The sequence below is a fragment of the Dyella sp. genome, from assembly GCF_035508675.1.
Classification (GTDB): domain Bacteria; phylum Pseudomonadota; class Gammaproteobacteria; order Xanthomonadales; family Rhodanobacteraceae; genus Dyella_B.
Genome location: NZ_DATJMN010000019.1, coordinates 24455 through 47603, shown reverse-complemented (window position 1 = coordinate 47603; position 23149 = coordinate 24455). Strand labels below are relative to the sequence as shown.

General features: G+C 60.3%; 17 protein-coding genes. 7 read left to right on the top strand and 10 right to left on the bottom strand.

From position 1 onward, the window contains the following. Window positions 1–244: 244 nt before the first annotated feature. The 8 genes from VMA74_RS01250 to VMA74_RS01215 all read right to left on the bottom strand — a co-directional run bounded on the left by VMA74_RS01250 (window position 245) and on the right by VMA74_RS01215 (window position 12127). Window positions 245–952 carry a glycosyltransferase family A protein gene (locus VMA74_RS01250; RefSeq protein WP_325364015.1) on the bottom strand — a complete coding sequence of 236 codons (708 nt, stop codon included), beginning with the start codon at window positions 950–952 and terminating at the stop codon, window positions 245–247. Beyond that, on the bottom strand, window positions 952–3384 hold the full coding sequence (locus tag VMA74_RS01245; protein WP_325364013.1) for a glycosyltransferase family 4 protein: 2433 nt from the start codon (window positions 3382–3384) through the stop codon (window positions 952–954). The genes VMA74_RS01250 and VMA74_RS01245 overlap by 1 nt, the downstream gene beginning before the upstream one ends. A gap of 128 nt (window positions 3385–3512) precedes the next feature. Beyond that, window positions 3513–4463, bottom strand: a complete 951-nt coding sequence (locus VMA74_RS01240) for an electron transfer flavoprotein subunit alpha/FixB family protein (protein WP_325364011.1) — start codon at window positions 4461–4463, stop codon at window positions 3513–3515. A gap of 28 nt (window positions 4464–4491) precedes the next feature. Continuing rightward, window positions 4492–5238, bottom strand: a complete 747-nt coding sequence (locus VMA74_RS01235; RefSeq protein ID WP_325364009.1) for an electron transfer flavoprotein subunit beta/FixA family protein — start codon at window positions 5236–5238, stop codon at window positions 4492–4494. 123 nt (window positions 5239–5361) lie between these two features. Then, entirely contained in the window at window positions 5362–7440 is a 2079-nt protein-coding gene (locus VMA74_RS01230; RefSeq protein ID WP_325364007.1) for a glycoside hydrolase family 99-like domain-containing protein, read from the bottom strand. Window positions 7441–7470: 30 nt separating this feature from the next. Then, a complete protein-coding gene (locus VMA74_RS01225; protein WP_325364005.1) occupies window positions 7471–9558 on the bottom strand; it encodes a glycosyltransferase in 2088 nt (695 codons plus the stop codon). 79 nt (window positions 9559–9637) lie between these two features. Beyond that, complete coding sequence (locus tag VMA74_RS01220; protein WP_325364003.1) at window positions 9638–10501, bottom strand: phytanoyl-CoA dioxygenase family protein; 864 nt, start codon at window positions 10499–10501, stop codon at window positions 9638–9640. Window positions 10502–10525: 24 nt separating this feature from the next. After that, complete coding sequence (locus tag VMA74_RS01215; protein WP_325364001.1) at window positions 10526–12127, bottom strand: electron transfer flavoprotein-ubiquinone oxidoreductase; 1602 nt, start codon at window positions 12125–12127, stop codon at window positions 10526–10528. Window positions 12128–12280: 153 nt separating this feature from the next. Between VMA74_RS01215 and VMA74_RS01210 the strand changes: the two genes are divergently transcribed. The 6 genes from VMA74_RS01210 (at window position 12281) to VMA74_RS01185 (ending at window position 18547) form a co-directional block, all read left to right on the top strand. After that, the gene (locus VMA74_RS01210; protein WP_325363999.1) at window positions 12281–13687 is read left to right on the top strand and encodes an amidase; all 1407 of its coding nucleotides are present in this window, start codon (window positions 12281–12283) and stop codon (window positions 13685–13687) included. Next, window positions 13677–14315, top strand: coding sequence for an alpha-ketoglutarate-dependent dioxygenase AlkB (locus VMA74_RS01205; protein ID WP_325364021.1), 639 nt, complete (start codon window positions 13677–13679; stop codon window positions 14313–14315). The genes VMA74_RS01210 and VMA74_RS01205 overlap by 11 nt, the downstream gene beginning before the upstream one ends. 69 nt (window positions 14316–14384) lie before the next feature. Then, window positions 14385–15485, top strand: coding sequence for a glycine cleavage system aminomethyltransferase GcvT (gcvT, locus tag VMA74_RS01200; protein WP_325363997.1), 1101 nt, complete (start codon window positions 14385–14387; stop codon window positions 15483–15485). A 146-nt stretch (window positions 15486–15631) separates the two neighbouring features. Further along, window positions 15632–16033, top strand: coding sequence for a glycine cleavage system protein GcvH (gcvH, locus tag VMA74_RS01195; RefSeq protein WP_325363995.1), 402 nt, complete (start codon window positions 15632–15634; stop codon window positions 16031–16033). Between the two features lie 573 nt (window positions 16034–16606). Continuing rightward, entirely contained in the window at window positions 16607–17146 is a 540-nt protein-coding gene (gene metJ / locus VMA74_RS01190; protein ID WP_325363993.1) for a met regulon transcriptional regulator MetJ, read from the top strand. Window positions 17147–17494: 348 nt separating this feature from the next. Then, on the top strand, window positions 17495–18547 hold the full coding sequence (locus tag VMA74_RS01185) for an energy transducer TonB (protein WP_325363991.1): 1053 nt from the start codon (window positions 17495–17497) through the stop codon (window positions 18545–18547). A gap of 119 nt (window positions 18548–18666) precedes the next feature. Here VMA74_RS01185 and VMA74_RS01180 read toward each other — a convergent pair whose 3' ends face one another. Together VMA74_RS01180 and VMA74_RS01175 are read right to left on the bottom strand one after the other, a co-directional pair. Then, the gene (locus tag VMA74_RS01180; RefSeq protein ID WP_325363989.1) at window positions 18667–19986 is read right to left on the bottom strand and encodes a serine hydrolase domain-containing protein; all 1320 of its coding nucleotides are present in this window, start codon (window positions 19984–19986) and stop codon (window positions 18667–18669) included. Window positions 19987–20178: 192 nt separating this feature from the next. Next, on the bottom strand, window positions 20179–21756 hold the full coding sequence (locus VMA74_RS01175) for a choline dehydrogenase (RefSeq protein ID WP_325363987.1): 1578 nt from the start codon (window positions 21754–21756) through the stop codon (window positions 20179–20181). A gap of 112 nt (window positions 21757–21868) precedes the next feature. On the opposite strand from VMA74_RS01175, the gene VMA74_RS01170 reads away from it, so the two are divergent. Continuing rightward, a complete protein-coding gene (locus VMA74_RS01170) occupies window positions 21869–23134 on the top strand; it encodes an NTP/NDP exchange transporter (RefSeq protein WP_325364019.1) in 1266 nt (421 codons plus the stop codon). The last annotated feature ends 15 nt before the right edge of the window (window positions 23135–23149 follow it).

Below are 23149 nucleotides of genomic sequence, written 5' to 3'. Positions count from 1 at the left end.
TCCCAAAAACCTTTGTCGTTGTCGCCAGCTACGGGCGGAACAAGCGTATCTCCTAAGTCCACGCCCAGGGCCTTAAGCGAACGGGTAATCGCACTCGTGCCGCTGCGATGCATGCCGAGGACGACGATAAGTTTCTTTTTAGGCACTTCTTGCATACGTTGTTTTTCCGATTGCGAAAAGCTGCACCAGACGACTGGTGGCGGCTGATATACAGACCATGCGCAATCTAGCTGCCGGCGGCAGATCACACTGTGAACAACACCACGTCCGTTGGCCATGGAACGACGTCATTACTATTTGCCCTCGCGCTTTGCGAGCCGAGACGCCTACGCTTCATGTGAACAGTGTCTGTCACGGGCTTATGTGGATAACCCATGGATAACGTTAGACAATTCCAGTGCCAATCCTCATGCCCATAACCAGCCGAGAGTTCGTTCTTATGAAATGGTATCTCTGCAAAGATACGGCGTGGTGCGAAAGAGAGCGCATCCCAATAGTTACCGATTTGCAAATAAGCTGGGTCGAAGCTCGGATGCTCGGAATCGATATGCAGCCAATACAGTCGTTCACGACCAAAGCTCATGTTTAGCTGTGAATGAGCGATGACATCACGATTTTCCCTCATACAAAGCTCATGGGCCGCAGTGAGCCAATTGAAGCTCCACAGATCGTCTGCGTCGAGAAATGTCACAAAGTGACCTGTTGACTGGGACACGCCGTGATTGCGCGCAAGGCCCGGATCACCATAATCGGTAGTGAACAAAGTTGCCCCCCAGGACGCCGCATCTGTAAACATGTCCTTAGTCAACGCACTCGGGCGATCTAGGATGACAATGGGTTCGACGGACAATCCCCTGCCTCGAGCAAAATCAATAGCCTCCCGGAAACTCGCGATAGAGGGGCCGCTAAGCAAGCCTTCCGAGTGGCCAGTCAAGATGGCAGAGATATCCATTAGACATTACCCTCTTTACTTAAGACGTCGGAGATCTGCCGTACATAAGACACCATGGTATGACGAGTACGCGCTCGCTCGCGGAGTTTAGTGGCACGTATCACCCGTTCGCCGGGCGAACGCAATGCTTCTCGGATGGCAGATACGTAGGCGTCGATACTGCGCACGTTATTCACAGGCCAGCCGGTCTGCTCATCGATAAGCTCAGGCACGCCTCCCACGGAGCTCGCTACAACGCAGACGCCCCGGTGAGCTAGTTCGATAAGTATTGTGGGCATTCCCTCCCATTCGGAAGTGAACAGCCACAGTTCAGCATCGCGTAGAGGCAGGTCGTTGTAGGAGGAGAATCCGTCGTGTAATACGAGGTTGGACGGCGTCTTTTTGAGATCTGGGGGCGCATCAAGTATGGCCGATCCCCAACAAACAAAATCGACATCCGGCATGGCTCTGGCAATCTCTTGCACAAGATCGAAACGCTTCTGTCGGTCGAGTCTGCCTGCCCACAGGACTTTCCAGCGTCGCCGACTGCCCGCTCGCTTGATACTCTCTTCTGTCATTGTAGGCCCTGAAATTTCAGTTTTGGCCGGAGAAAAGAGGGGTACAATACGATCTCGCACGTGTGCGGGAGGGTGATAGATCTTCGTAAGCTCGTTCTTGAGGTAGACGGTGTCCGTAAAGACCGCGTGGAGATTGTGTGCTGTCTCCGGAAAAAACTCGCTTGGATAACCAACTCGATAATTACGAGGTGTTTGGTCCCAGCAAAACAAATAGGAATACAGATACGTACTGTTTGCTAAACGCGAGCCGAAGCGCGCGAGCGTATCCCAGCACAGACGGCTGTTAACGTTAATTACACGCTTAGGCGACAGTCCCTTTATCAAGCCGTAGAGCAGTATTTGCGCATCGATGGGTAGAATGCTCTTGAAGATATCGGACGCATCAACGACATCAGCGCCTTCAGGCACCCATTCTGGGCGATCGAAATTGGGTTGGTCCGTTCGCAAAATGAGAATGGACTCATCTTTCCGTGCAAGTTGGATTGCTGTGCTTATCTGGCAGGCGACAAGATCCGCTCCTCCGGTGCGAATCCAAGGGACGCAAACGATTGTGTCGTAGTGATGTCTTGGCAAGCGCGCACGTAAGGAACGGCGAGCGATATTTCGTGCGTCATGAAATGGCGGTACAAGCACCTCGCTGATGTCTGACGGATCGCCGATGGCCGGGTCGATCTGGACAGCTCGTTGCATTGCCTCTGCAAAAATGGAGGCGTGGAAAATGTCGTCAATGATCTTGGTGTAGGAAGCTACGTCACGGTAGATCCCATCAAGCTTCTGTGGGCTCCCGCAGGTGGCTAGAAAATACTTCCAATTGTTGATGCGTGTTTCAAGAGGGCCCACATGCGCCGTAAGCTGGGTTAGGACTAGACGTGGCGCGCGGGACATACGGCGGCCCTCGAATACACCCCACCGAATGAAATGCTCAAAGCCCCAGCAAGTGTCCGGAGTGATGTCGAGGTTTAATTGATAGTAGGCCGCTTCATCGAAGCATTCGGTGGGAATAATCCGTAGATCGACTCCCTCGCGTAAAAAATGCTGGAGCAAGGTTTCATCAGGCTGCGGCTCCATTCCACGACTCCGCAGTATTCGCTCGTAGTATGCCGCCTGAAAAAATGGTCCGGGGTCCACACTCTGCGCCCATGCTTGTTCAAGGAAACCGATGAGCTTCTCCACGGCGTCATCGCACACGCCGTTCATGGCGGTTGAATCTTGATAAGGGCTGAACAACGCTAGCAGGATGGAAGTTTTGCCGCGACCGAATCTTTCCCACCATGGACGCATCGCAGTGATTAGCCGCTTATATTCATCGTAGGCGTTCTCTGATACCTTGCCTCTGAGCCCGAATATGGTCTGCAACTCGGGAAGAGGGGGGTGTCCCTCGGCCAATCCACGCCTGAGATAGATCGTGTATGGTGTCAGTTTTCTCTCGTCAGGTGAACGTTTGATCGTGCTTTCGTACCATTTAGCATCGAAGAATGGATTCGGCACCCGCCCTTCGAATTGACCATAAATAAGGTAGTGTCTAAGCGGATCGATTGATGCCTCAGCTACGTCGTTGTATTGACTTAGATACCATCGCGTATCGAAAAAAGCACTAGGCGATCGGCCTTCTCGCCAACCATGACTGAGGTAGTGGTCAAGCGGATCCACGCCACGAAGCGCAACGTCTTCGTATGTGGCCAAGTACCACCCCCGATCGAATAGGCCGGAATTCTCCAACGATACGCTAGTGAGGATGTTGTCTACCTTTCCCCCAGAGGTGTGTGATTTTATATCCAATGCTTCCATGGCAGCGCCGGAAGGAGTGCCTTCAGACGTGGAGCCCATACTACGCATCATCTGCTTCACCATTTTGCCGAGCTTCGGAAATTGCATGACCCACCTTGTATTACGGCACGTTTGCAATATTGCCGACTGTGATAAAGATAAAAAAACAGGTCAACTTAATATGGTAAGACACTTTCTTAATGTCTTGCTAGACAGGCTTTAAGCATTGTCTCTGTTCAGCCAAAGCCCATGGCTTGTTCCAGCTCTGGAATCAACTTGAACAAATCGCCCACCAAGCCGATATCAGCCACTTCGAAAATCGGTGCCTCGACATCCTTGTTGATCGCCACGATGGTGCCTGCGTCCTTGATGCCAGTAAGATGCTGGATAGCACCGGAAATGCCGATGGCCATGTACAGTTCCGGCGCGATGATCTTGCCGGTCTGACCGACCTGTAGTTCGTTTGGCACGTAACCGGCATCGACGGCTGCGCGGGATGCACCCACGGCGGCGCCGATCTTGTCGGCGAATTTGTAGATGATCTCGAAGTTTTCCTTCGAACCCACGCCGCGACCGCCGGATACGACTTTGCTGGCGCTCTGCAGGTCAGGGCGATCGCTTTTGCCCTGCTTGAGCTCGACGAAGCGCGTGTGCGAAGGCAGCGTCGCGTCCAGGCTGAGCGCTTCGATAGGCGCGGCGTGCGCGCCGGTGGCAGCAGCCGGCCACGAGGCCGTGCGGATGGTGGCAACAACGGCGTGCGCCGCATCGGCTTCCACTGTGATGATGGCGTTGCCGGCGTAGATCGGCCGTTTGAAGGTGTGGCTGCCTTCCACGCTCATTACGTCACTGACTTGGGCCACGCCGAGCAGCGCGGCTACGCGTGGCGCGACGTCCTTGCCGAAGGTGGTGGAGGGAGCGAATACATGACTGTAGCCGGCCGCCGCTTTGGCAATCTGAGGGGCAAGCACGGCAGCCAGTGGGTGGGCATTCTCGGCGTGTGTGACAGTCAGCACGCGGCTTACTCCTTCGATCTTCGCAGCGGCCGCGGCAATGGCTTCAACGTTGTCGCTGAGTACCAATACGTCGATGGTTTCAGGTTTCATCGCGGCGGCGGCGCTCACGGCGCGCGCGGTGGAGGGGTTCAGTTTGCCGTCCAGATGTTCGGCGATAACCAGGATCTTGCTCATGGATGTCTCCTTGATTCCGGCCGGCTGCTCAGAGCAGCCCCTTCTGTTTCAACGTCGCAACCAACTCGGCGGCATCTTTGACCATCACCCCCTTGCTGCGCTTGGCCGGCGCAGCGTAGTGCGTGGTCTTGAGCTGATCGTGGGTATCCACGCCCAGTGAAGCGAAATCGATGGTGTCGATTGGCTTGGATTTGGCTTTCATGATGTCTGGCAATTTGATGAAGCGCGGTTCGTTCAAGCGCAGGTCGGTGGTGATCACGGCGGGCAGCTCGGCTTCGATCACTTCCAGCCCGGCGTCTACTTCGCGTGTCACTGTGGCATTGCCATTGAGAATCTCGACTTTGCTGGCGAACGTTGCCTGGGGGCGATCCCACAGGGCTCCCAGCATCTGACCGGTCTGATTGGCATCGTCGTCAATGGCTTGCTTGCCAAGGATGACCAAGCCGGGCTGTTCCTTTTCCACCAATTTCAGGAATACGCGCGCAGCGGTGAGTGGTTGCACAGGGTCCGGCGTCACCACATGAATGGCACGGTTGGCGCCCATCGCCAGGCCGTTGCGCAAATGCGCGGTCAGATCGGCCGGGCCGATTCCCACTACCACCACTTCCTCGGCTACGCCCTTTTCACGCAAGCGAAGCGCTTCTTCCAGGGCGATGTCGTCAAAGGGATTGGCGGAGAGCTTCACGCCGTCGGTCACCACGCCGGTGCCGTCGGGCTTGACCTGGATGCGGACGTTGTAGTCCACCACACGCTTGTAGCCGACCAGAATCTTCATTTGCGTTTCCTTGTACCGGACGCCTTGTGGGCGCATGGGATGTCATGCAAACGCTTATTCTAACCGGATTGGAGGGACCATGCGCTGGCGAATGGTGGGGCGCGTGCGGGGTCAGGAGTCGGGCTAGCTGCTTCGCCGTGCGTACGGATAGGGCTTAACGGTGCCGGTAGCCGAAAGCAATCCCCCAAGCGTGGCTGTATCGTCGATGGCATACCCAGCAGCCTTGGCTGACAAAGCAACGACGCGCTCTATGGCATGTGCCAATGTGCCATCCAGTTGACCGGCTTCGTCTTCGAATTCCCACAGGCCAAGATGTGCGTCCAGGATGGGGCGCAAAGCGTCCAGCCTTGCCCAGAACATGCTGCCGGCTATGAAGCGGTCAACTTCCAACGATGGTGCCGCGATGCCCAATCGCGAAATCAAATAGCGCACATTTGCTTCGTTTGCGCCCCAATAGTAGTCAAGAGGTTGCAAGTGACCTTCGGCGGCGACCAGGCCCAGACGTGGGTTGGACTGAAATGCTGTGAGGATGCGTTTTGCGCTATGTGGCGAAGCCAGCTTGTCAATGAGTTCTCTTCGCCATTGGTCGCCGTCCCTTCTATGTGTAGATCGCTTTGTGTGTAGCTTAAGTACAACATCCACGCCTTCTTCCAGAAGCTGATCAGCGACTTGCAAAAAGGGCAGCATGTCGCGCCCCCGATTTTCGAACACATAAACTTCTTCCGGCACTCCAAGATGTCGCAAACAGTTGCGTAGCGCCTGCTCGTGTGTAGGGGGAGTCGTAAAGATGATGCGCCAATCAATGCCGCTGTCTCGAAGCGCCAAAACCATTTCTTCGAGGACCTCCAGGTACCATGCGTGGATGATTGCGCAAGGCCGCGTGGGTGGGGTTGGCAATGCTTCTGCAGATTTCCGCAACGCTGTGCGCGTGGCTTCCAGCCATGCAAAGCCTAAGCGGCTGTCTGGTTCAAGAATCGCTCCCTCTGCCCACTCGTTCCATGCATTGATAAATACCAAGGGAAAGTGCGGTGTCCGCCTTCGGGCGGCGGCAATGGCGCGCCAAAGCCAGTTGCCATATGCATGCGGCGAGGCGTGTGCAAAAACGCGACCGTTTCCGCTGCGGCGCGGCTCGTTGTCCCAGCCTGGATTGACGCATGGGAAGAGCGGGTAATCCGGATCGGGCTGTTCGCTTATGGCGCGCACGAGTTCGCGCCAGTCGTAAACGTCTCCACGAAATTCCGGATTCAAGAGCCGCTGGCGGCCCGTGATGGGTTTGAGCGTCGTGTTGTTGGGAGGAAACGCTACGGCGGCATCGAAGCCGATCTCACGAGGATCGACGCGGTCGAAGCTTTGCACGTAGGCGAGATGGATTTCTCCAAGCCCGTGCTGACGACACCAATCACGCCAGCGCTCAGTGGTTGCCTTGGGATCGGGCAGCAAGCCAGGCCGATAGACCAATAGCATGGGTTTGCCGTCGACACGTAGGTAGCGCGGATCGGCCAGGTATCGCGCCACGTGGGCGATGAAGGCGATGTCGTCCTCGGCGCTGTGCTGTTGCCCGATAAGGATTTCGTCTGCGCGGCCGTCCCAGCGCCTGGACCAGTTTTCGTTGGCCCAGCAAAGGCAAATGGGAAGATCCATGGTTGGATCGTTCAGCCATTGCTGTAAGGGCAGTTCGAGCAGGGTTTTGCCGCCAAACCAATAAAAGTAGCTGCAGAAGGCGCCAATGCCATATTCGCGCGCCAGCTGCATCTGCTGGCGCATGACATCCGCAACGCGTAGGTCGTAGAACCCAAGCTCGCCGGGGATACGCGGCTGGGCATGTCCCTCGAATTGCGGCAAGGCGCGTGCCACGTTTTTCCATTCCGTAAAGCCCGCCCCCCACCACGTGTCGTTTTCAGCAATGGGATGGAATTGGGGCAGATAGAAAGCGACCAAAGTCGCAGGCATAGGGTTTGGCAGATCGCCTGGCTGTCTATGGCGATAGCCAATCGCGGGACCGCCGGCGATGACCCTCGGTCGTTGCTCCGGTTGTATTGCGAGGGCTACATGACCTCGGGGGCCGGCCGGAACCAATTCAGAGTGCCGATCCAGAAAGCGCTGGCGCATGCGATCGCGTACCGCCGTAGGTAAGGGCAGCAAGCGAAAGCCTGTGCGCAACAGGTGGAAGAGTGTGGTCTTGGCAAACGCGGGCAAGGGCATGGGCGGAATCGTAACGGGTCCCGGCGGAAATTAGCCAAGAACCTTCCGAAGCGTGTCTCGCGCCGCGGCTGGTGAAAAATGCTGTCGTACGTTCTCCAGGCCAGCGTCGGAAAGACGAATCCAAAGGCTTTCATCTGTTGCCAGCAGGCGGATCGCTTCGACCATATCGGCGGGTTGATTGGCGACGAGGACATCCGTTCCATGGTGTAGCTGCATGCCCTCGATGGCGATGTCGGTAGCAATGACAGGCAAGCCGAAGCTCATGGCCATGTTGATCTTGCCCTTGACGCCGGCCCCGAATCGCAGGGGCGCCAATGAAGCGAGGCAATGGTGCAGCCAAGGTGAGAGGTCCTTGATACGACCGTGAATTTCCATGCCTGGGCGTCGCAATGAGGCGCGGGCGGCATCTGGAATATCACCCAGAATATGTATGTGCATATCAGGGAAGGCAGCATGCAGTGGCGGCATGAGTTCGTCGGCAATCCAATGGATGGCGTCGGCGTTTGGCGGATGCCCATAGCCACCGATGAACACCAGGTCTTGCCGTCCCGCGTAGGGATGCTGGCGGCCATGGACGTGGTGGATGTTGCTCAGCAGCTCCACCTGGGCATGAGGGGCGAGACGTTGGAGTAGCACTTGCTCTTCGGCGCTGACCACAAAGCTGACATCGCATTGTTCAATAAGGGCCAGCTCACTACGGCGTGAGGCCTCCGCCTGGCGCCGCAGTGATGGATTGCCATCCAGCTCGGCGGCGCGTTGCTCCCGCAGGAAATGCAGGTCCACGGTGTCGAGAATCAGCCTGGCTTGGGGTGCAGCGCGCCGCACGATATCTGCGTATTGTCCGGCGACGGTATGCCTGCAAAGCATGACAGCATGCAGTGATGCGCCATGCTGCTTCAGCCACTTGGGCAACTGGGTTACTTCCGGGCGGCAGAGGACTTGTACGCCAAGACGTCCGAGCGCTGCGACGGATGCTTCATCGGCAAAGCCATCGTCCGGCACAAAGCTCAGGCGCCAGCCTTCGTGATGCAGAATGTGCAGGATCTCGAACAGGCGCAGAGAGCCCGAGTCGCGGGATGGATCCGGCGTCGTGACGTCGACTACGAGAATATGGCCACGGGTATAACGCTGCCATAGCTGTGTGATGGGCGTGCCTGGTGAGGGTTGCTCCTGCAAACGGCGTTGCCACTTCTCGACGAACTTCGTGCGATTGGTGACCTGGTATTGCTTCATGCCTGCGGAGAGGTCTGTTCCTGCACTGATGCCTTCGCAATGCACTACCACGCTAGTGGGTTCGTAGAACACTGACAATCCAGTGTCGCGTACGGCAAAAGCAAGATCGGTGTCTTCGTAGTAGGCCGGTGCATAGCGTTCATCGAAGCCGCCTAGTTTCAGGAACAATTCGCGCCGAATCATGATTGTCGCCCCCGAGAGGTAATCGGTGCGACGGCGATAGCCATAGGTTGCGGCAGTGCGTGAGTCGAAACGCCCGACGTTCCATGCGGTGCCGTCACTGAAAATCCAGCCGCCGGCCTCCTGCAGGCGTCCATCGGGATAAACGAGACGGCTTCCTGCCAAGCCGCAATCGGACTCTTCCGCAAAGCAGCTCAGCAGCGCATCCAGCCAGCCTGGAGTGACCTGGGTATCGTTGTTCAAGAAAACGAGATATTCGCCGCGCGCTGCGTTTGCGCCTGCATTGCAGCTTCCGACAAAGCCTAGGTTTTTCGGATTTTCGATAAGCCGGAGTCCTTCAATCGCTTGCAATGCGGTTGCGCTCTGATCAGGAGATGCGTCGTCCACCACGATCACTTCAATGGCGATGTTGTTCGTGTGCTGCGATAGCGAACGCAGGCAAGTGACTGTGTAATCAAGCTTGCCGTAGACGGGGATGACGATCGACACCAGCGGTAATGGTGAGGCGGGAAAGACGAGCCCATCGGTATGACTGTCGAGCGGCAGCAGGCGCAGTGCACTTGATTCCCTCGGCTGGCGCTGAAGCTCCTGCGCAATACGCGCTATCGTGCCCCGCAGGCCACGCAGGGCAAGACTGCCAATGGTACGGTTCCAGAGATAATGCAGGCGCTTGTACCGCCATTGCAGGGACGTGCTCAGTGACATTTTCTCGTCTTCGGAGCGGGGGAATTGTCCGCCATCCACCGCACCCAGGTGTAACGACTTTTGCTAGGTTTTATTGAATTCAGGGCCATCGCAGGCGTCGCACTGGCATCACATATTGATGCCCGAAATCGATTTGGTCGAACTTTGCGATCTTGCGATCCCGATGACGGTAATAACGCCAGCTGGCGCGATCTGGTACCGGCTTGGACGGCTGAAAGAAAACGTCAAGCTGGTAAACCGGAACGCCCATGGGTGTTATATGCATCACCAGGCTGCGACGCGGGCGGTTCTTCGTCAGATGAGGCATCCCCCCATGAAACATGGAGGGGTGCCAGAGGATGACATCCCCGCGTCGTACATGCACCTCTCGCGCGGAGAGTCCATGCGCATCGCTAAGTCGCTGCACTTCCGCCTGATATCCCGCAAAGCCTTTATCAGAAATCTTGGGGATGCTCTCCTGGTTGGGAAACAGTTCGCGAGCAAGTGCTTCAACATCGATAGGGGGCAACTGATGGCTTCCAGGTACGACCCGCAAGGGGCCGTTACCTTCATCAACGTCATCAAGCGCGAGCCACATGCCCAGATAGTGGTCCGATGGCTTGGTGCAGAAGTAGGGTGTATCACGATGAAGCGACTGTTCCGAGCCGCGTTCGTAGTATAGGGTTGTGTAAAGTGCTGCCGACCGACCGAAATAACGATCGGCTACTGCCAGCGCAGCATGGCTCTCGACAAAGGCGTCCGCCAGGCTGTCGAGCGCAAGGTGCAGGTTCACTACTCTGTAGAGATGTCCAAACTCATCAGCATTCGGCGCGACCATGGCTTGGTGCTTACGTTTGAATGCTTCAATCGATGCAAGCGCGCGTTGGCAACAGGCGATGTCCAAAGCGTTGGGGATGACGGCATAACCATGCTCCATCAATTGGTCGTAGGCGTCGACGAACACGGCCTTATCCATACAATTGCCTGATCACAAATTCTGATAATTCGGACCAGACCCACCCTCAGGCGGAACCCAGTTGATGATTTCGTACGGATCTTTGATGTCGCAGGTCTTGCAATGCACGCAGTTGGCGGCGTTGATCTGCAGGCGCTTGCCCGCCTCGTCGTTGACGATTTCGTAAACGTTGGCGGGGCAGAAGCGGGTGCAGGGGTTGCCGTACTCCTCGGCGCATTTCGTCACGCAGACCGATGTATCGGAGACGTGCAGGTGGACGGGCTGGTCTTCGTCGTGTTCGGTCGCGGCGAAGTAGACCCCGGCCAAGCGGTCGCGCGGGGGCAGTTCGCGTTGTACATAGTCGCGCTTGGGTTCTTCGTACTGCCCAAGCTTGTGCAGCGAGTTCCAGTCGGCCTTGTTCTTCAACGTCCACGGCGACTTGCCGCCGATCGCGGTTTCCCAGGCGGCGTTGAACATGCCGAACCACAGGCCTTTCTTGAAGCCGGGCTTGATGTTGCGGACTTGCTTGAGTTCGGCCATCACCTCCGAGCTGCGCAGCTTGGCGTCGAAGCCGGCGGGTTTCAGGTCGGTTGCGGCGAGATGTTCGGCGGCGAGCATGCCGCTCTTGATCGCCTGGTGGGTGCCTTTGATCTTGGGCACGTTGAGCAGGCCGGCGGTGTCGCCGATCAGCAGGGCGCCGGGCATCTCCACGTTTGGCAGTGATTGGTAGCCGCCGGTGACGATGGCGCGTGCGCCGGCCGAAAGAATGCTGCCGCCTTCGAGCAGCGATTTGATCATGGGGTGGTTCTTCCATTGCTGGAAGGCTTCCCATGGCTGGTAGTTGGGGTCTTTGTAATCGAGTCCGCTGACGTAGCCGAGCGCGATGCGGTCTTTGTCCAGGTGATAGAGGAAGGCGCCGCCGTAGATGCGGTTGTCGGCCGGCCAGCCGAAGCTATGGAAGATTTTGCCGGGCGTGACCCGTCCCGCCGGCACCTGCCACAGTTCCTTGATGCCGATGGAATAACCTTGCGGGTCGCTGTGCTGGTCCAGCTTGAAACGTTTGATCAGCTGCTTGGTGAGGCTGCCGCGTGCGCCTTCGGCCAGTACGGTGACTTTGGCCTTGATGTCGATGCCTTGTGTGTAACCGGGTTTGTGCGAGCCGTCCTTCGCCACGCCCATGTCGCCGATGCGCACGCCAGCCACCGAGCCGTCGTCGCTATAGATGGTGTCGGCGGCGGCGAAGCCGGGGAATACGTCCACCCCCAGCGCTTCGGCTTGCGGCGCGAGCCATGCGCACATGGCGCCCAGCGAAACGATGAAGTTGCCGTGATTGTTCATCGTCGCCGGCACCGGCAGCTTGCGGCCGCCGCTCTTGGTGAGCAGCCAGAACTCGTCTTCGGTGGCGGTTACGCAGATCGGCGGCGGGTTGTCGCGCCAACCGGGCAGCAGGGCATCCAGTGGCTGCGGCTCGATCACCGCGCCGGAAAGGATGTGCGCGCCGATGGTGGATGCCTTTTCGATCACGCACACCGTCACGTCCGGCTTGAGCTGCTTGAGGCGGATGGCGAACGACAGCCCCGCCGGCCCCGCGCCGACGACGATCACGTCGTATTCCATCGTCTCGCGTTCGGTCATGAGGCTGGCTCCGTCGGTGGCATGGGCTGCTGAGGATGTCCGCACGTATGGTTACCGTGACGGCTGGGACGCTATTCTCCGGTTTCGTCTGCTGCGCGGCAAACCGGTAGCGGGGCGAGCTTGATGGGATGTCCCCCTGCCACCGGAGTGTGCATGAATGCTTTTCCGCCAATCGGCGATACCGATCTGCGCCGCGCCACGCTATGCCAGACCTTGCACTGGCTGGCTTCGGGCCAGGTGCAGCCAGTCCGGCTGGCCGAGGTTTATCTCGATGCGATCGAGCACGGCAACCCGCGGCTCAACGCCTATGTCGGCCTGAGTCCGGGGTTGATGATGGAGCAGGCGCAGGGTGCCGAGCGCCGCCGGCGCGCCGGGGTCATCGGGCGGTTGGATGGCGTACCCATTGCGCTCAAGGACAATTTCGACATTGCCGGTTGGGTGACGCGTTCCGGCTTGCCGGGGCCAGGGCGGCCGGCGGAGCATGACGCGCACGTGGTGGCGCGGTTGCGCGCATCGGGTGCGGTGCTGATCGGCAAGACCCATATGGATGAAGGCGCGCTGGGCGCCGTCACCAACAACCCGCATTTCGGGCCTACGCATAACCCGCATCGTCACGGCTATACGGCCGGCGGTTCGTCCGGCGGCGCCGCAGCGGCCGTCGCGGCAGGCCTGGCGGTGGCGGCCATCGGTTCGGATAGCCTTGGGTCGATCCGCATCCCCGCCAGTTATTGCGGCGTGTTTGCGCTGAAGCCGACGCAGGGCGAAGTTTCCACGCGCGGCATGACGCCGGCCGCGCGTCGCCTCGATAGCGTGGGTTTGCTTGCACGCGGTGTCGACGATCTCACCGTGCTGTTGCAAGTGCTTGCGGGTTACGACGCGGAAGACCCGCGGTCGCGCCATCGTCGCGTCGCGCTGTCGTTGCCGGACTGGGAGCCTGGCAAGTTACGCTGCGGCGTGCTTCCCAACCTGTCTGCGCTGGGTGTGCAGCAGGAGGTGCTGGATGTCTTCGAGGCGGCGCTTGCCAAGCTCAACGGCGAACTGGGCGAACGCCGCACCGTGGATTTCGAAGACTGGCATTTCCCGCGCTCGCGCCGCGCCGGCTTGCTGCTGATGGAGGCGGAAATGCGCGGCACGTTTGCCAGGCAACTTGCCGACACCGAGCATCCCGTTTCCGCGCCGTTTCGCGAGCTGCTCGACTATGCGGCGCGCAAGACGGCGGCCGACTATGCCGACGCCGATCGCGTGCTCGATGCCGCCGCGCTCAAGATGCGCCGGCTGTTCGCGCAGATCGATGTGCTGGTGACGCCGACCACGCCACAGGGCGCTTTCCCGCTGGACGGGCCGGTGCCGGATACGCAAGCCGATCTCACCAGCTTCGCCAATCTTGCCGGTTGCCCGGCGGTGAGTATTCCCATGGGGATGCTGCCGAACGGTTTGCCGATCGGCATGCAATTGATCGGTGCCCGTGGTTCGGACCTGCGTTTGCTTGAGCTGGCCGCGGTATGGTCGGCCACCTTGGATGCAGCGCCTGAGTATCCTGTCGGGCGTGATGATCGCTGAGCTTGCCTGCGCCGGTTGGGAACGCTTGCCATTGGCGGATGCGGAGGTGCGCTATGCGCCATGCTGGCTCTCCCGCGAAGATGCCGACGAACTGCTCGGGCGTCTATTGGCCGAGATTCCATGGGAGCGCCATCGCCTGCGCATGATGGGGCGCGATGTCGACGCACCGCGGCTGAGTTGCTGGATCGGCGATCCCGGCGCCACCTATGTGTATTCGCGCAGCCGTTTTGAACCGAAGCCATGGACGCCCGCGCTGCGCCTGCTGCGCGAACGCGCCGAGCAGGCTTGCCAGGCGCATTTCAACAGCGTGCTCGCCAATCTGTACCGTGACGGTCAGGATTCCATGGGTTGGCACAGCGACGATGAGCCGGAGCTGGGCGCGCAACCCGTCATCGCGTCGCTGAGCCTGGGGGCGGAGCGACGCTTCCGTTTCCGCCGCCGTGTGCCACGCGGAACGCGTACCGCGCAGGCCAGTGGTATCACGTTGTCGCACGGCAGCCTGCTGTGCATGGCGGGTGATACCCAGCGCCACTATCAGCATGATTTGCCGAAAAGCGTCGGCGTGTCGCAGCCACGCATCAACCTCACGTTCCGCCTGATCGACACTGCGCACCACCGTCACCCATGACGCCCTGCAACTTGGATTGGCACGGAGCGCTGGGGATAATGCGCGGTCTCCCCACCCCGCAGGCTTGTCATGACCAAGAAGACCGTACTCAATGCCCTCCATCGCGAACTCGGCGCGCGCATGGTCGATTTCGGCGGGTGGGACATGCCGATCAGTTACGGCTCGCAGATTGAAGAACACCACGCCGTGCGCCGCGACGCCGGCATGTTCGATGTGTCGCACATGACCGTGGTCGACCTGCATGGCGCCCGCACGCGCGAATTCCTGCGCCACCTGCTGGCCAACAGCGTCGACAAACTCAAGATGCAGGGCAAGGCGCTGTACAGCTGCATGCTCAACGAGCAGGGCGGGGTGATCGACGACCTGATCGTGTACCTGCTGGGCGACGAACATTTTCGCTTGGTCGTCAACGCAGCCACGCGCGACAAGGATCTGCCCTGGATCGAACAACAGGCCAAGGCGTTCGGCGTCACGGTCAAGGAGCGTCCCGATTTCGCCATGATCGCCGTGCAAGGGCCCAACGCGCGCGCCAAGGTGCTTGGCCTGCTGCACGAGGTGGATCGCCCGCGCATCGAAAAGCTCGGCCGCTTCGCCGCCGCCGCGGCGCAAGGTCCGCATGGCATGCCGCTGTTCATCGCGCGCACCGGTTACACCGGCGAGGACGGTTTCGAGATCCTGTTGCCGGAAGAACACGCCGTGGCCTTCTGGAAAGCATTGGCCGCAGCCGGCGTCGCCGCGTGCGGCCTCGGTGCGCGCGATACCCTGCGCCTGGAAGCGGGCATGAATCTCTACGGCCAGGACATGGACGAAAACGTCACGCCATGGGAAGCCAGCCTGGCATGGACGATCTCGCTCGACGAAGGCCGCGACTTCATCGGCCGCAAGGCGCTGGAAGCACAAAAGGCCGTTGGCGTGCCGCGCACGATGGTCGGCCTGGTGCTGGATGAAAAAGGCGTGCTGCGCCACGGCCAGAAAGTGCTCACGCCGCAAGGCGAAGGGGAAATCCTTTCCGGCAGCTTCGCACCCACCTTGAACAAGTCGGTGGCGTTCGCACGCATTCCGGCAGGTGTCGCCGACAACGTGCGGGTCGACATCCGCGGCCGCGAGGTGCCGGTACGCGTGGTGAAGTTTCCGTTCGTGCGCGATGGCAAAGCCTGCGAAGGCATCTGAGCGCCAATGGCCTGTCGGGCTTGAATGATCGGCGCACTTGCAACCCGGCCAACTCAAGTCCGAGAGGCTCCGGGATGTCCCATCCCGCAACGTCAGCAGTTAGAATCCGCACTTTCACCCCTTCATCGAAATCACTGGACCCGACCATGAGCGCGAGCGAAATTCCCGGCGATCTGAAATTCCTCAAGTCCCACGAGTGGGCCCGTGTCGAAGACAACGGGTTGGTTCGCGTGGGCATTTCCGACCATGCACAAGAGCAGCTTGGTGACCTGGTCTACGTCGAACTGCCGGAGGTGGGCGCCACGGTGCAGGCCGGAAGCGGCGCCGCCACGGTGGAGTCGGTCAAGGCCGCTTCCGACATCTATTCCCCCGTTTCCGGCGAGATCGTCGAGGTGAACGAAGCCCTTGCCGACAAGCCCGAAACCATCAATGAAGACGCCTACGGCGAAGGCTGGCTGTTCGTGGTGAAGGCCAGCGATCGCGGCGAACTGGACGAACTGCTCGACGCCGATGCCTACGCCGAACTGGTCGAGAACGAAGATCATTGACGTGCGATCGGCGTGACATGAGAACGGCCGCCTAGGCGGCCGTTCTCATGTCGGCGGTATGTGTAGAAGTTTCCGCAACAACGCAACGCAGCCTCTACAGACGTTGCATGGCGACCGCCGAAGGACGGCGTCGATCACGCATCGCATGCATGCGACGGCCGGTGGTCGCGGCGCGCATCGAGGGCGATCGGGATGTTCCGGACACCCGTCGGCACCGGTTGCGACGTCTCCCGGTCTAAATTCGTTCATGCTTCCGGATCGCCCGTTCGGGCGGTCGGAACGGCACGCCGCCTCGCACCATTGCACGCTTTGCATTGGCGGCATGCATGTATCAACGCGAATGAGAAAAATCACATTTTTAGCTTGTTTTTGGCCTTTTTCTAGAAACGTGCGAAGCAAATCATCAGGATGTCTGGACGGCTGATCGCATTGCATCGAGTCATCGAAATACCATCCTCCGTGCCGTGTCGACGACCGATCGTTCGGGCGAAGGGATTGATTTCATGGCAAAAATCAATTGACAGTTGAAATGTTCAGGAATAGCTTTCGCACCATAAACGGGGAACGTTTCCAATGGTGGCATCGAAATACATCCAACCTTACGTAGAACATGGAGAGAAAGCGGAGGCGGTAAGAAAGATCACTGTCTCCATTCCCATGCATGTATTGCGACTGCTGTCGGATCTGCGTACTTACCGACAGGTGAACAATTTGAGGCACGCCACGAACAGCGATCTGCTGGTTGAGGCGTTCCTCCACGCTTTTACTGGGCAACCACTGCCAACTGATGAGGAGCTAAGACGAACTATGGCCACTGCCAAGAAAACTGCACGTAAGTCGGCGAAGAAAGCCGCCAAGAAAACCACTCGTAAAACTGCCGCCAAGAAGCGGCCGGTCGCCAAGAAGGCCACCGCCAAGAAGCGCACCGCGCGCAAGACCGCCAAGAAGGCAGGTGCCAAGCGCGTAGGTGCGAAGAAAGCCACCGCCAAGCGCGTTGGCGCCAAGAAGGCCGCCAAGAAGGCAACGCGCAAGCGCACTGCCAAGAAGGCAGCCGCTGCCAAAGTCGTAAAGGCCACCAAGGCCGCCAAGGCCCCCCGGGCCAGCAAGAAGTAAGCACAACAACTAGACGTTTCACTCGATTTGTCTCCCTGCGGTGCCCAGCGCAGGGAGGTGGTTCGAAAGCATTTCGTCCCGGCCTCGTGCCGGGACGCTTCATTTCTGGGGAACGTAAATCGGGAATCGTAAATAGTTAAGAACCGTGACGCGCGCTTCGCCGGGATGCGCTCCAACGATTCCCGATGGACGATTTACGATTTCCGGCAGTCCGCCAGCCCCCACATTTGCTGTGTCGACTCAATCGCGATACCTTTGCCCCATCCGCGCCGCGGCAAAGCTGGGGGCCGCACCTGGATAACAGGGGGGAAGCGCGGGTATCTGATGCCACTGCAGTAGTGAAAAATCATGGATACCCGAAACAATCGTCATGCGCACTCGCTTGCGCGCGGGGCCATCAAGCCCGTCATCATCGCGGTTCTTGCCGTCGTTGCCGGTCTTGCCATCGTGTCCTGGTTCCTGATCATCAAGCCTCACGAGGACTTGATGAGCACGGACTCGGGCGGACACCCCTCCACGCCGGTCAATGTCGGCCAGCAGCAGGCGGCGGCGCCGCCGGTGAACGTGGATGCGCTAAGCATCAACGAGCTCTTGTCCGAAGCGCGCAAGGCGATGAACGAGCAGCGCGTGCTGGCGCCGGCGGGCAATAACGCTTTCGAGTTCTACCTTAAGGTGTTGCAGAAGCAGCCCGGCAACCAGGTCGCGGCAGACGCCCTGCGTGAAACGTTCCCGTTTGCCGCCAGCAATGTCGAGCAGGTCATCAACCAGCGCGAGTTCGACGAAGCCGATCGCGAGATCAACCTGCTGGCCAAGGTCGACCCCACCAACTACACGCTGACCATTCTGCGTTCCAAGCTGGATGCCCAGCGCAAGACACTCGACGAGGAGCAGCAGAAGCAGCTCGATCAGCAGCACCAGGCCGAATTGGCGGCGCAGAAAGCGGCGGCCGACAAGGCTGCGGCAGAAAAGGCGCTGGCCGACAAGGCGGCAGCGGACAAGGCAGCGCAGCAGCAGGCGGTGGCTGCGCAGCAAAAGGCCCAGGCACCACAAACCAGGCAGGCATCGCCAGCCGCGGCGACCAACCAGGTGGCGAGTTCGAATGCCTCGGCCGGCGGCGGCGAAACGCGCGACGCCATTCCGATCTCCACCATCAGTCCGCGCTACCCCGCCACGGCGCTGCGCAATAACCAGGAAGGCTGGGTGGATGTGCAATACACGGTCAACGCGGATGGCAGCGTCAGCAACATTTCGGTGACCAGCGCCGAACCACGCCACGTGTTTGACAACGCGGCTATCGATGCGCTGCGCCGCGCCAAGTTCTCGCCAGCGATGCGCAATGGCACGGCGATCGCTTCACAGCAGCAGAAGCGGATCGAGTTCAGGCTCAGCGCATCGCAGTGATGTTTCGCTGCGCGCTTCGCGGCGGGCACGAAAAACATGCTTCGTTTCCCTCGCCCCGGCAAAAGCCGGGGCGACGCGTTTCAGCGCTGCTGGTGCGGAGAACGCGGGTGGGGCGCGTGTTACCCGCGACGATGCGGCGTGCGCCGCGCCTTCGTCGGTGCCGTCCGAGTCTTCGGCGGATCGCTTTCCACCCCGGCCCAGTCCACGTGCGGCAAGCCGAGCATCGCGTCGAACACCATCGGCATCAAGTCGGTACCCACCGAGCCTGGCGAATTCCACATCGACACCATGCCCACGTGGTATTTCGGGAAGAACGCGATCATCGTGCGATAGCCCTCGACCGCGCCGGCGTGGAAGATCATCGTTTCGCCTGCGTAGGTGAACACGCGCCAGCCCAAGGCATAACTGGCTGCGGTGAGGCGGGCTCGGCGCCATGGGGAACCGTGCATCTCGGTCGGCGTCGGCACGCCGGGTGCATGCAGTTCATCCAGCAATGATGGCGGCAGCACGTCGGGGCGGCCGCCCATCTGCGCGATCAGCCATTGCTCCATATCGCGCAGGCTGGCGTTGACGCCGGCGGCCGGCGCCACGCGGTAATAGGCTTCCTTGGGCTCGAACGACTCCCACTCGTGTGCGCCATGCGGGCGGTTTGGGTGCGCCCAGCTCTTGCTGTTTTCCAGTGCCTCGCGGCCATAACTGGCGGTGGTCATGCCCAGCGGAAAGAACAGGCGCTTGTCGACCTGGTGATAGAAGAAGTCGTCGGTTTCGGCGTAGATCAGATCGCCGATCAGGCTGAAGGCGACGTTCTGGTAGCCGTAGCACTCACCCACGTTGCAGGTCAGCGTTACTTCGTCGAGCTTGCGCACCAGTTCTTCGTAGGGAATGTTGTCTTCCAGCAATTGGTCGTAGGTGTTGTGCGGCAGCCCGATGCGCTGTCCCAGGATGTCCCGCACCGTGGCGGCGCTCGACGCCTGCGCATCTTTCAGCTGGAAAAACGGCAGCACATCGGCCAGCTTGGTATTCCAGCTGAATCGGCCATCGTCGATCAGCAAGCCGGCGACTGCCGTGGCAAACGCTTTGGAAAGCGAGGCCAGGCGGAACACGGTGGTGGGCGTGATCGGTTCCTGGGTGGCGACGTCCGCGTAGCCGATGGTGCGCTCGAAGGCCACTTTGTTATCCACCACCACCGCTGTGGCGAGCCCGGCCACTTCGTTGCGCTGCGCCACCACATCCAGCCAATGCGAATACGCGTCCAGCGCTGCCTTGATGCGTTCGGGCGGGATCGCGGCGCCGAGATCGGGGCTGTTGTCTTGATGTACCGGGCGAATGTCGGGGGTGGACGGCGTATCCGTCGATGCGCGCGCAGCAGAAGCGGGGAGCCCGGTGGCGGCGATGCCGAGCAAACCGGCGATCAGCAGGGGAAGCTTACGAAACTGCATGCTACTCACTTCTTGCGGGCGTGCTGCCACGCTTCGGGTCATGGGCTGATGGGGTCATCCATGGGTGAGCACCGGATTGTCCTGTACTTCAGGCACGGTCACAACGCCGTGATGCCGCACGTTCGTTTCTGCTGCACCGCGTCGGAATCGCCTGGACCGGTGGCGCCCGGTAAATCGTCCACCGATCCTGCATCACGCCAGCAGCAGGGCCGCGGCGCGTTCAGCGATCATGATCACCGGCGCATTGGTATTTCCGCTCGGTAGCGCCGGCATCACCGAGGCATCCACCACGCGCAGGCCGCTCACGCCGCGTACGCGCAACTCGCTATCGACCACGGCTTGTTCGTCGTGCCCCATGCGGCAGGTGCCCACCGGGTGGTAGATGGTTTCGGCCTTGCGCCGGATGAAGGTTTCCCAGTCAGCGTCGCTGACCAGCGCGGATTCGGGAAACACATTCGGGCCGCGATAGGGATCAAAAGCCGATTGCGCAAGGATCTCGCGCGAAAGCTTGGCGGCTTCGATCATCCGCGCCAGATCGTGACCTTCTGGATCGCTGAGATAGTCCGCATGAATCGCGATCGGTGCCGATGGATCGGCAGAGCGCAGACGCAGCCGGCCGCGGCTGCGCGGATGCAGATAGCACGCATGCAGGGTGTAGCCATGCCCCGGCAGGCGATGGCGGCCGTGATCGTCCAGCAAGGCCGGCACGAAATGGAACTGGATATCGCAGCGTGCATCCGTCGCCAGCCGACTGAGTACGAAGCCGCCCGATTCGGCAATGTTGGAACTGCCGGGGCCGTCGTGGTGGCGCAGATAGCGCCAGCCCACAGCGAGTTGGTTGAGTTTGTCGTAGGTGATCTTGCGTGTGCAGCGCACCAGCGTGCAGATATCCAAATGGTCTTGCAGCCCTTCGCCGACACCTGGCAGATCGACGATCGGCGCGATGCCGTGTTCGCGCAAATGCGCGGCCGGACCGATTCCCGACAACATCAACAATGGCGGTGAGTTGATGGCACCGGCAGCCAGAATGATCTCGCCGGCACGTACGGTCTGCGTACCGCGGGCGTGTCGTAGCTGCACGCCGGTTGCCCGTCCATGTTCGATCAGGATGCGCTCCACCAGCGCGTGCGTACGCACCTGCAGATTGCGGCGGGTACGCGCTGGGCGCAGATACGCCACCGCGGTGGAGCAACGTGCCCCTGCACGCTGCGTGACCTGGTACAAGCCGAACCCAGCCTGTTCCGGACCGTTGAAATCGTCGTTGCGCTGGAAGCCTGCGCTGACCCCGGCATCGACCAATGCGGCAGAGAGTTCATTGTGGTGGCGCAGATCCGAGACGCACAACGGCCCATCCGCCGCATGCAGTGCGCTGGCGCCGCGCGTGTTGTTTTCGCTATGCAGAAACCACGGCAGCACTTGCGGCCATGACCAGCGCATGTCGCCCGTCGCGTGCGCCCAGGCGTCGTAATCGGCCGGCACGCCGCGCACGTAGCACATCGCGTTGATCGAACTGGAGCCGCCCAGCGTCTTGCCGCGCGGCCACCATAGGCGTCGCCCGAGCAGGCCTGGCTCGGGCTCGGTGGTGTAGTTCCAGTCGAGCCGGTGGTTGTTAGCCAGGTGTGCAATGCCGGCTGGCATGCGGATGAAAGGGTGCCAGTCAGCGCCGCCGGCCTCCAGCAACAGAACGCGTTTGCCCGCGTGCGCGCTCAAACGATGGGCCAACACGCAACCGGCCGAGCCTGCTCCGACGATCACATAGTCGTATTCCATATCGCCCCCTGAACTGGTATCGCATGAGCATGCTAGTCTTGCGCCGCCTCCCGCTGGAAGCCGACCAGTGCGTTTGCCGCTCCCCGATTCCGTACGTCGCGACGCCACGCCGATGGTGTCGGCGCTTGCGTTTTTTTTCCTGCTGACCTCGTACTACATCATCCGCCCGGTGCGCGACCAGCTTGGCGGGGCCGTAGGCTCCACGCAATTGCCGCTGTTCTACCTCGCCACGTTCGTGGCCATGCTGCTGCTGACGCCAGTGTTCGGCATGCTGGTGGCGCGTTTTCCGCGGCGGCGACTGCTGGGCTGGAGTTACAGCTTCTTTATCGTTTGCTTGCTGGGTTTCATTCCGGCGTTCCTCGCGCAGGACCGCATCGGCGCGCGGACATTGGGAGTGGTGTTCTTCATCTGGGTCAGCGTCTTCAACCTGTTCGTGGTATCGCTGTTTTGGAGTTTCATGGCGGATGTCTTCGATAGCCGGCGCGCGCGCGAGGTGTTCTCGCTGATTGCATTGGGGGGCATGGCCGGCGCCATATCCGGTCCGTCGATCACCGGTGTCTTGGTTGGCCTGGTCGGTGTTGCGCCCTTGTTGCTGGTGTCCGCGGCGATGCTTGGCGTGTCGCTGGCATTGCTGTTGCGCATTTCCGTGCAGCGGGCCGAAGGAGACAGCGGGGAGCAACCGGTCGGCGGTTCGCTTTGGGCGGGTATACGAGAGCTGTGGTCGCGTCCGTTCCTGCGTTGGATGGCGATCCTGATGTTGCTCGGCGATGGGGTCGGCACACTGGCCTATGCATTGGTGGCCGACTATGCCAAGGCGCACCTGGTGTCTGCCGCGACGCGCACGGCGTTCTATGCGCACATCGATCTGGCCGTGAATCTGCTTGGTGCTTTGCTGCAGCTCACGCTGTCACCGTGGTTGCTCATGCGCCGTGGCGCCATCTGGGCGCTGGTGCTGCCGCAGCTGGTGAACCTTGGGCTGTTGATCATGGTGATGGCCGGCGGCCATGCGCAGGTAAGCGTGCTGGGTTACGGCGTGCCGCTCTTGGCGCTGATGATGGTCGGCACGCGCGGCTTCATGTACGGCATGACCAAACCCGCCAGCGATGCACTCTACACGCGAGTGCCGCGCGAGACGCGCTACAAAGGCAAGAATTTCGTGGAAACGGCGGTGTGGCGCTTCGGCGACGTGGTGATCACCAGCGGCATCAGTGGCCTGGTGAAGCTCGGTATCGGCGTGGGCAGCATTGCGCTGATCGGCGTAGGGGCCTCGTCACTGGCGGCGTGGATCGCGCGCAAGGCAGCCACTTCACCGGATTTGGCGTCGGAAACGAAAGCCGGGACGGGGCAACAGCAAACGGGGAACGAAAGCCTCGCGTGATGCTTCGCGTTCCCC

Excerpts from the sequence above, each read along its gene's own strand:
- VMA74_RS01170 (WP_325364019.1), top strand. The coding sequence starts at position 21,869 with ATGGTGTCGGCGCTTGCGTTTTTTTTCCTGCTGACCTCGTACTACATC.
- VMA74_RS01230 (WP_325364007.1), bottom strand. The coding sequence starts at position 7,440 with ATGCCCTTGCCCGCGTTTGCCAAGACCACACTCTTCCACCTGTTGCGC.
- metJ (WP_325363993.1), top strand. The coding sequence starts at position 16,607 with ATGGTGGCATCGAAATACATCCAACCTTACGTAGAACATGGAGAGAAA.
- VMA74_RS01245 (WP_325364013.1), bottom strand. The coding sequence starts at position 3,384 with ATGCAATTTCCGAAGCTCGGCAAAATGGTGAAGCAGATGATGCGTAGT.
- VMA74_RS01205 (WP_325364021.1), top strand. The coding sequence starts at position 13,677 with ATGATCGCTGAGCTTGCCTGCGCCGGTTGGGAACGCTTGCCATTGGCG.
- VMA74_RS01210 (WP_325363999.1), top strand. The coding sequence starts at position 12,281 with ATGAATGCTTTTCCGCCAATCGGCGATACCGATCTGCGCCGCGCCACG.
- VMA74_RS01180 (WP_325363989.1), bottom strand. The coding sequence starts at position 19,986 with ATGCAGTTTCGTAAGCTTCCCCTGCTGATCGCCGGTTTGCTCGGCATC.
- VMA74_RS01225 (WP_325364005.1), bottom strand. The coding sequence starts at position 9,558 with ATGTCACTGAGCACGTCCCTGCAATGGCGGTACAAGCGCCTGCATTAT.
- VMA74_RS01215 (WP_325364001.1), bottom strand. The coding sequence starts at position 12,127 with ATGACCGAACGCGAGACGATGGAATACGACGTGATCGTCGTCGGCGCG.
- VMA74_RS01250 (WP_325364015.1), bottom strand. The coding sequence starts at position 952 with ATGGATATCTCTGCCATCTTGACTGGCCACTCGGAAGGCTTGCTTAGC.
- VMA74_RS01235 (WP_325364009.1), bottom strand. The coding sequence starts at position 5,238 with ATGAAGATTCTGGTCGGCTACAAGCGTGTGGTGGACTACAACGTCCGC.
- gcvH (WP_325363995.1), top strand. The coding sequence starts at position 15,632 with ATGAGCGCGAGCGAAATTCCCGGCGATCTGAAATTCCTCAAGTCCCAC.
- VMA74_RS01175 (WP_325363987.1), bottom strand. The coding sequence starts at position 21,756 with ATGGAATACGACTATGTGATCGTCGGAGCAGGCTCGGCCGGTTGCGTG.
- gcvT (WP_325363997.1), top strand. The coding sequence starts at position 14,385 with ATGACCAAGAAGACCGTACTCAATGCCCTCCATCGCGAACTCGGCGCG.
- VMA74_RS01185 (WP_325363991.1), top strand. The coding sequence starts at position 17,495 with ATGGATACCCGAAACAATCGTCATGCGCACTCGCTTGCGCGCGGGGCC.
- VMA74_RS01240 (WP_325364011.1), bottom strand. The coding sequence starts at position 4,463 with ATGAGCAAGATCCTGGTTATCGCCGAACATCTGGACGGCAAACTGAAC.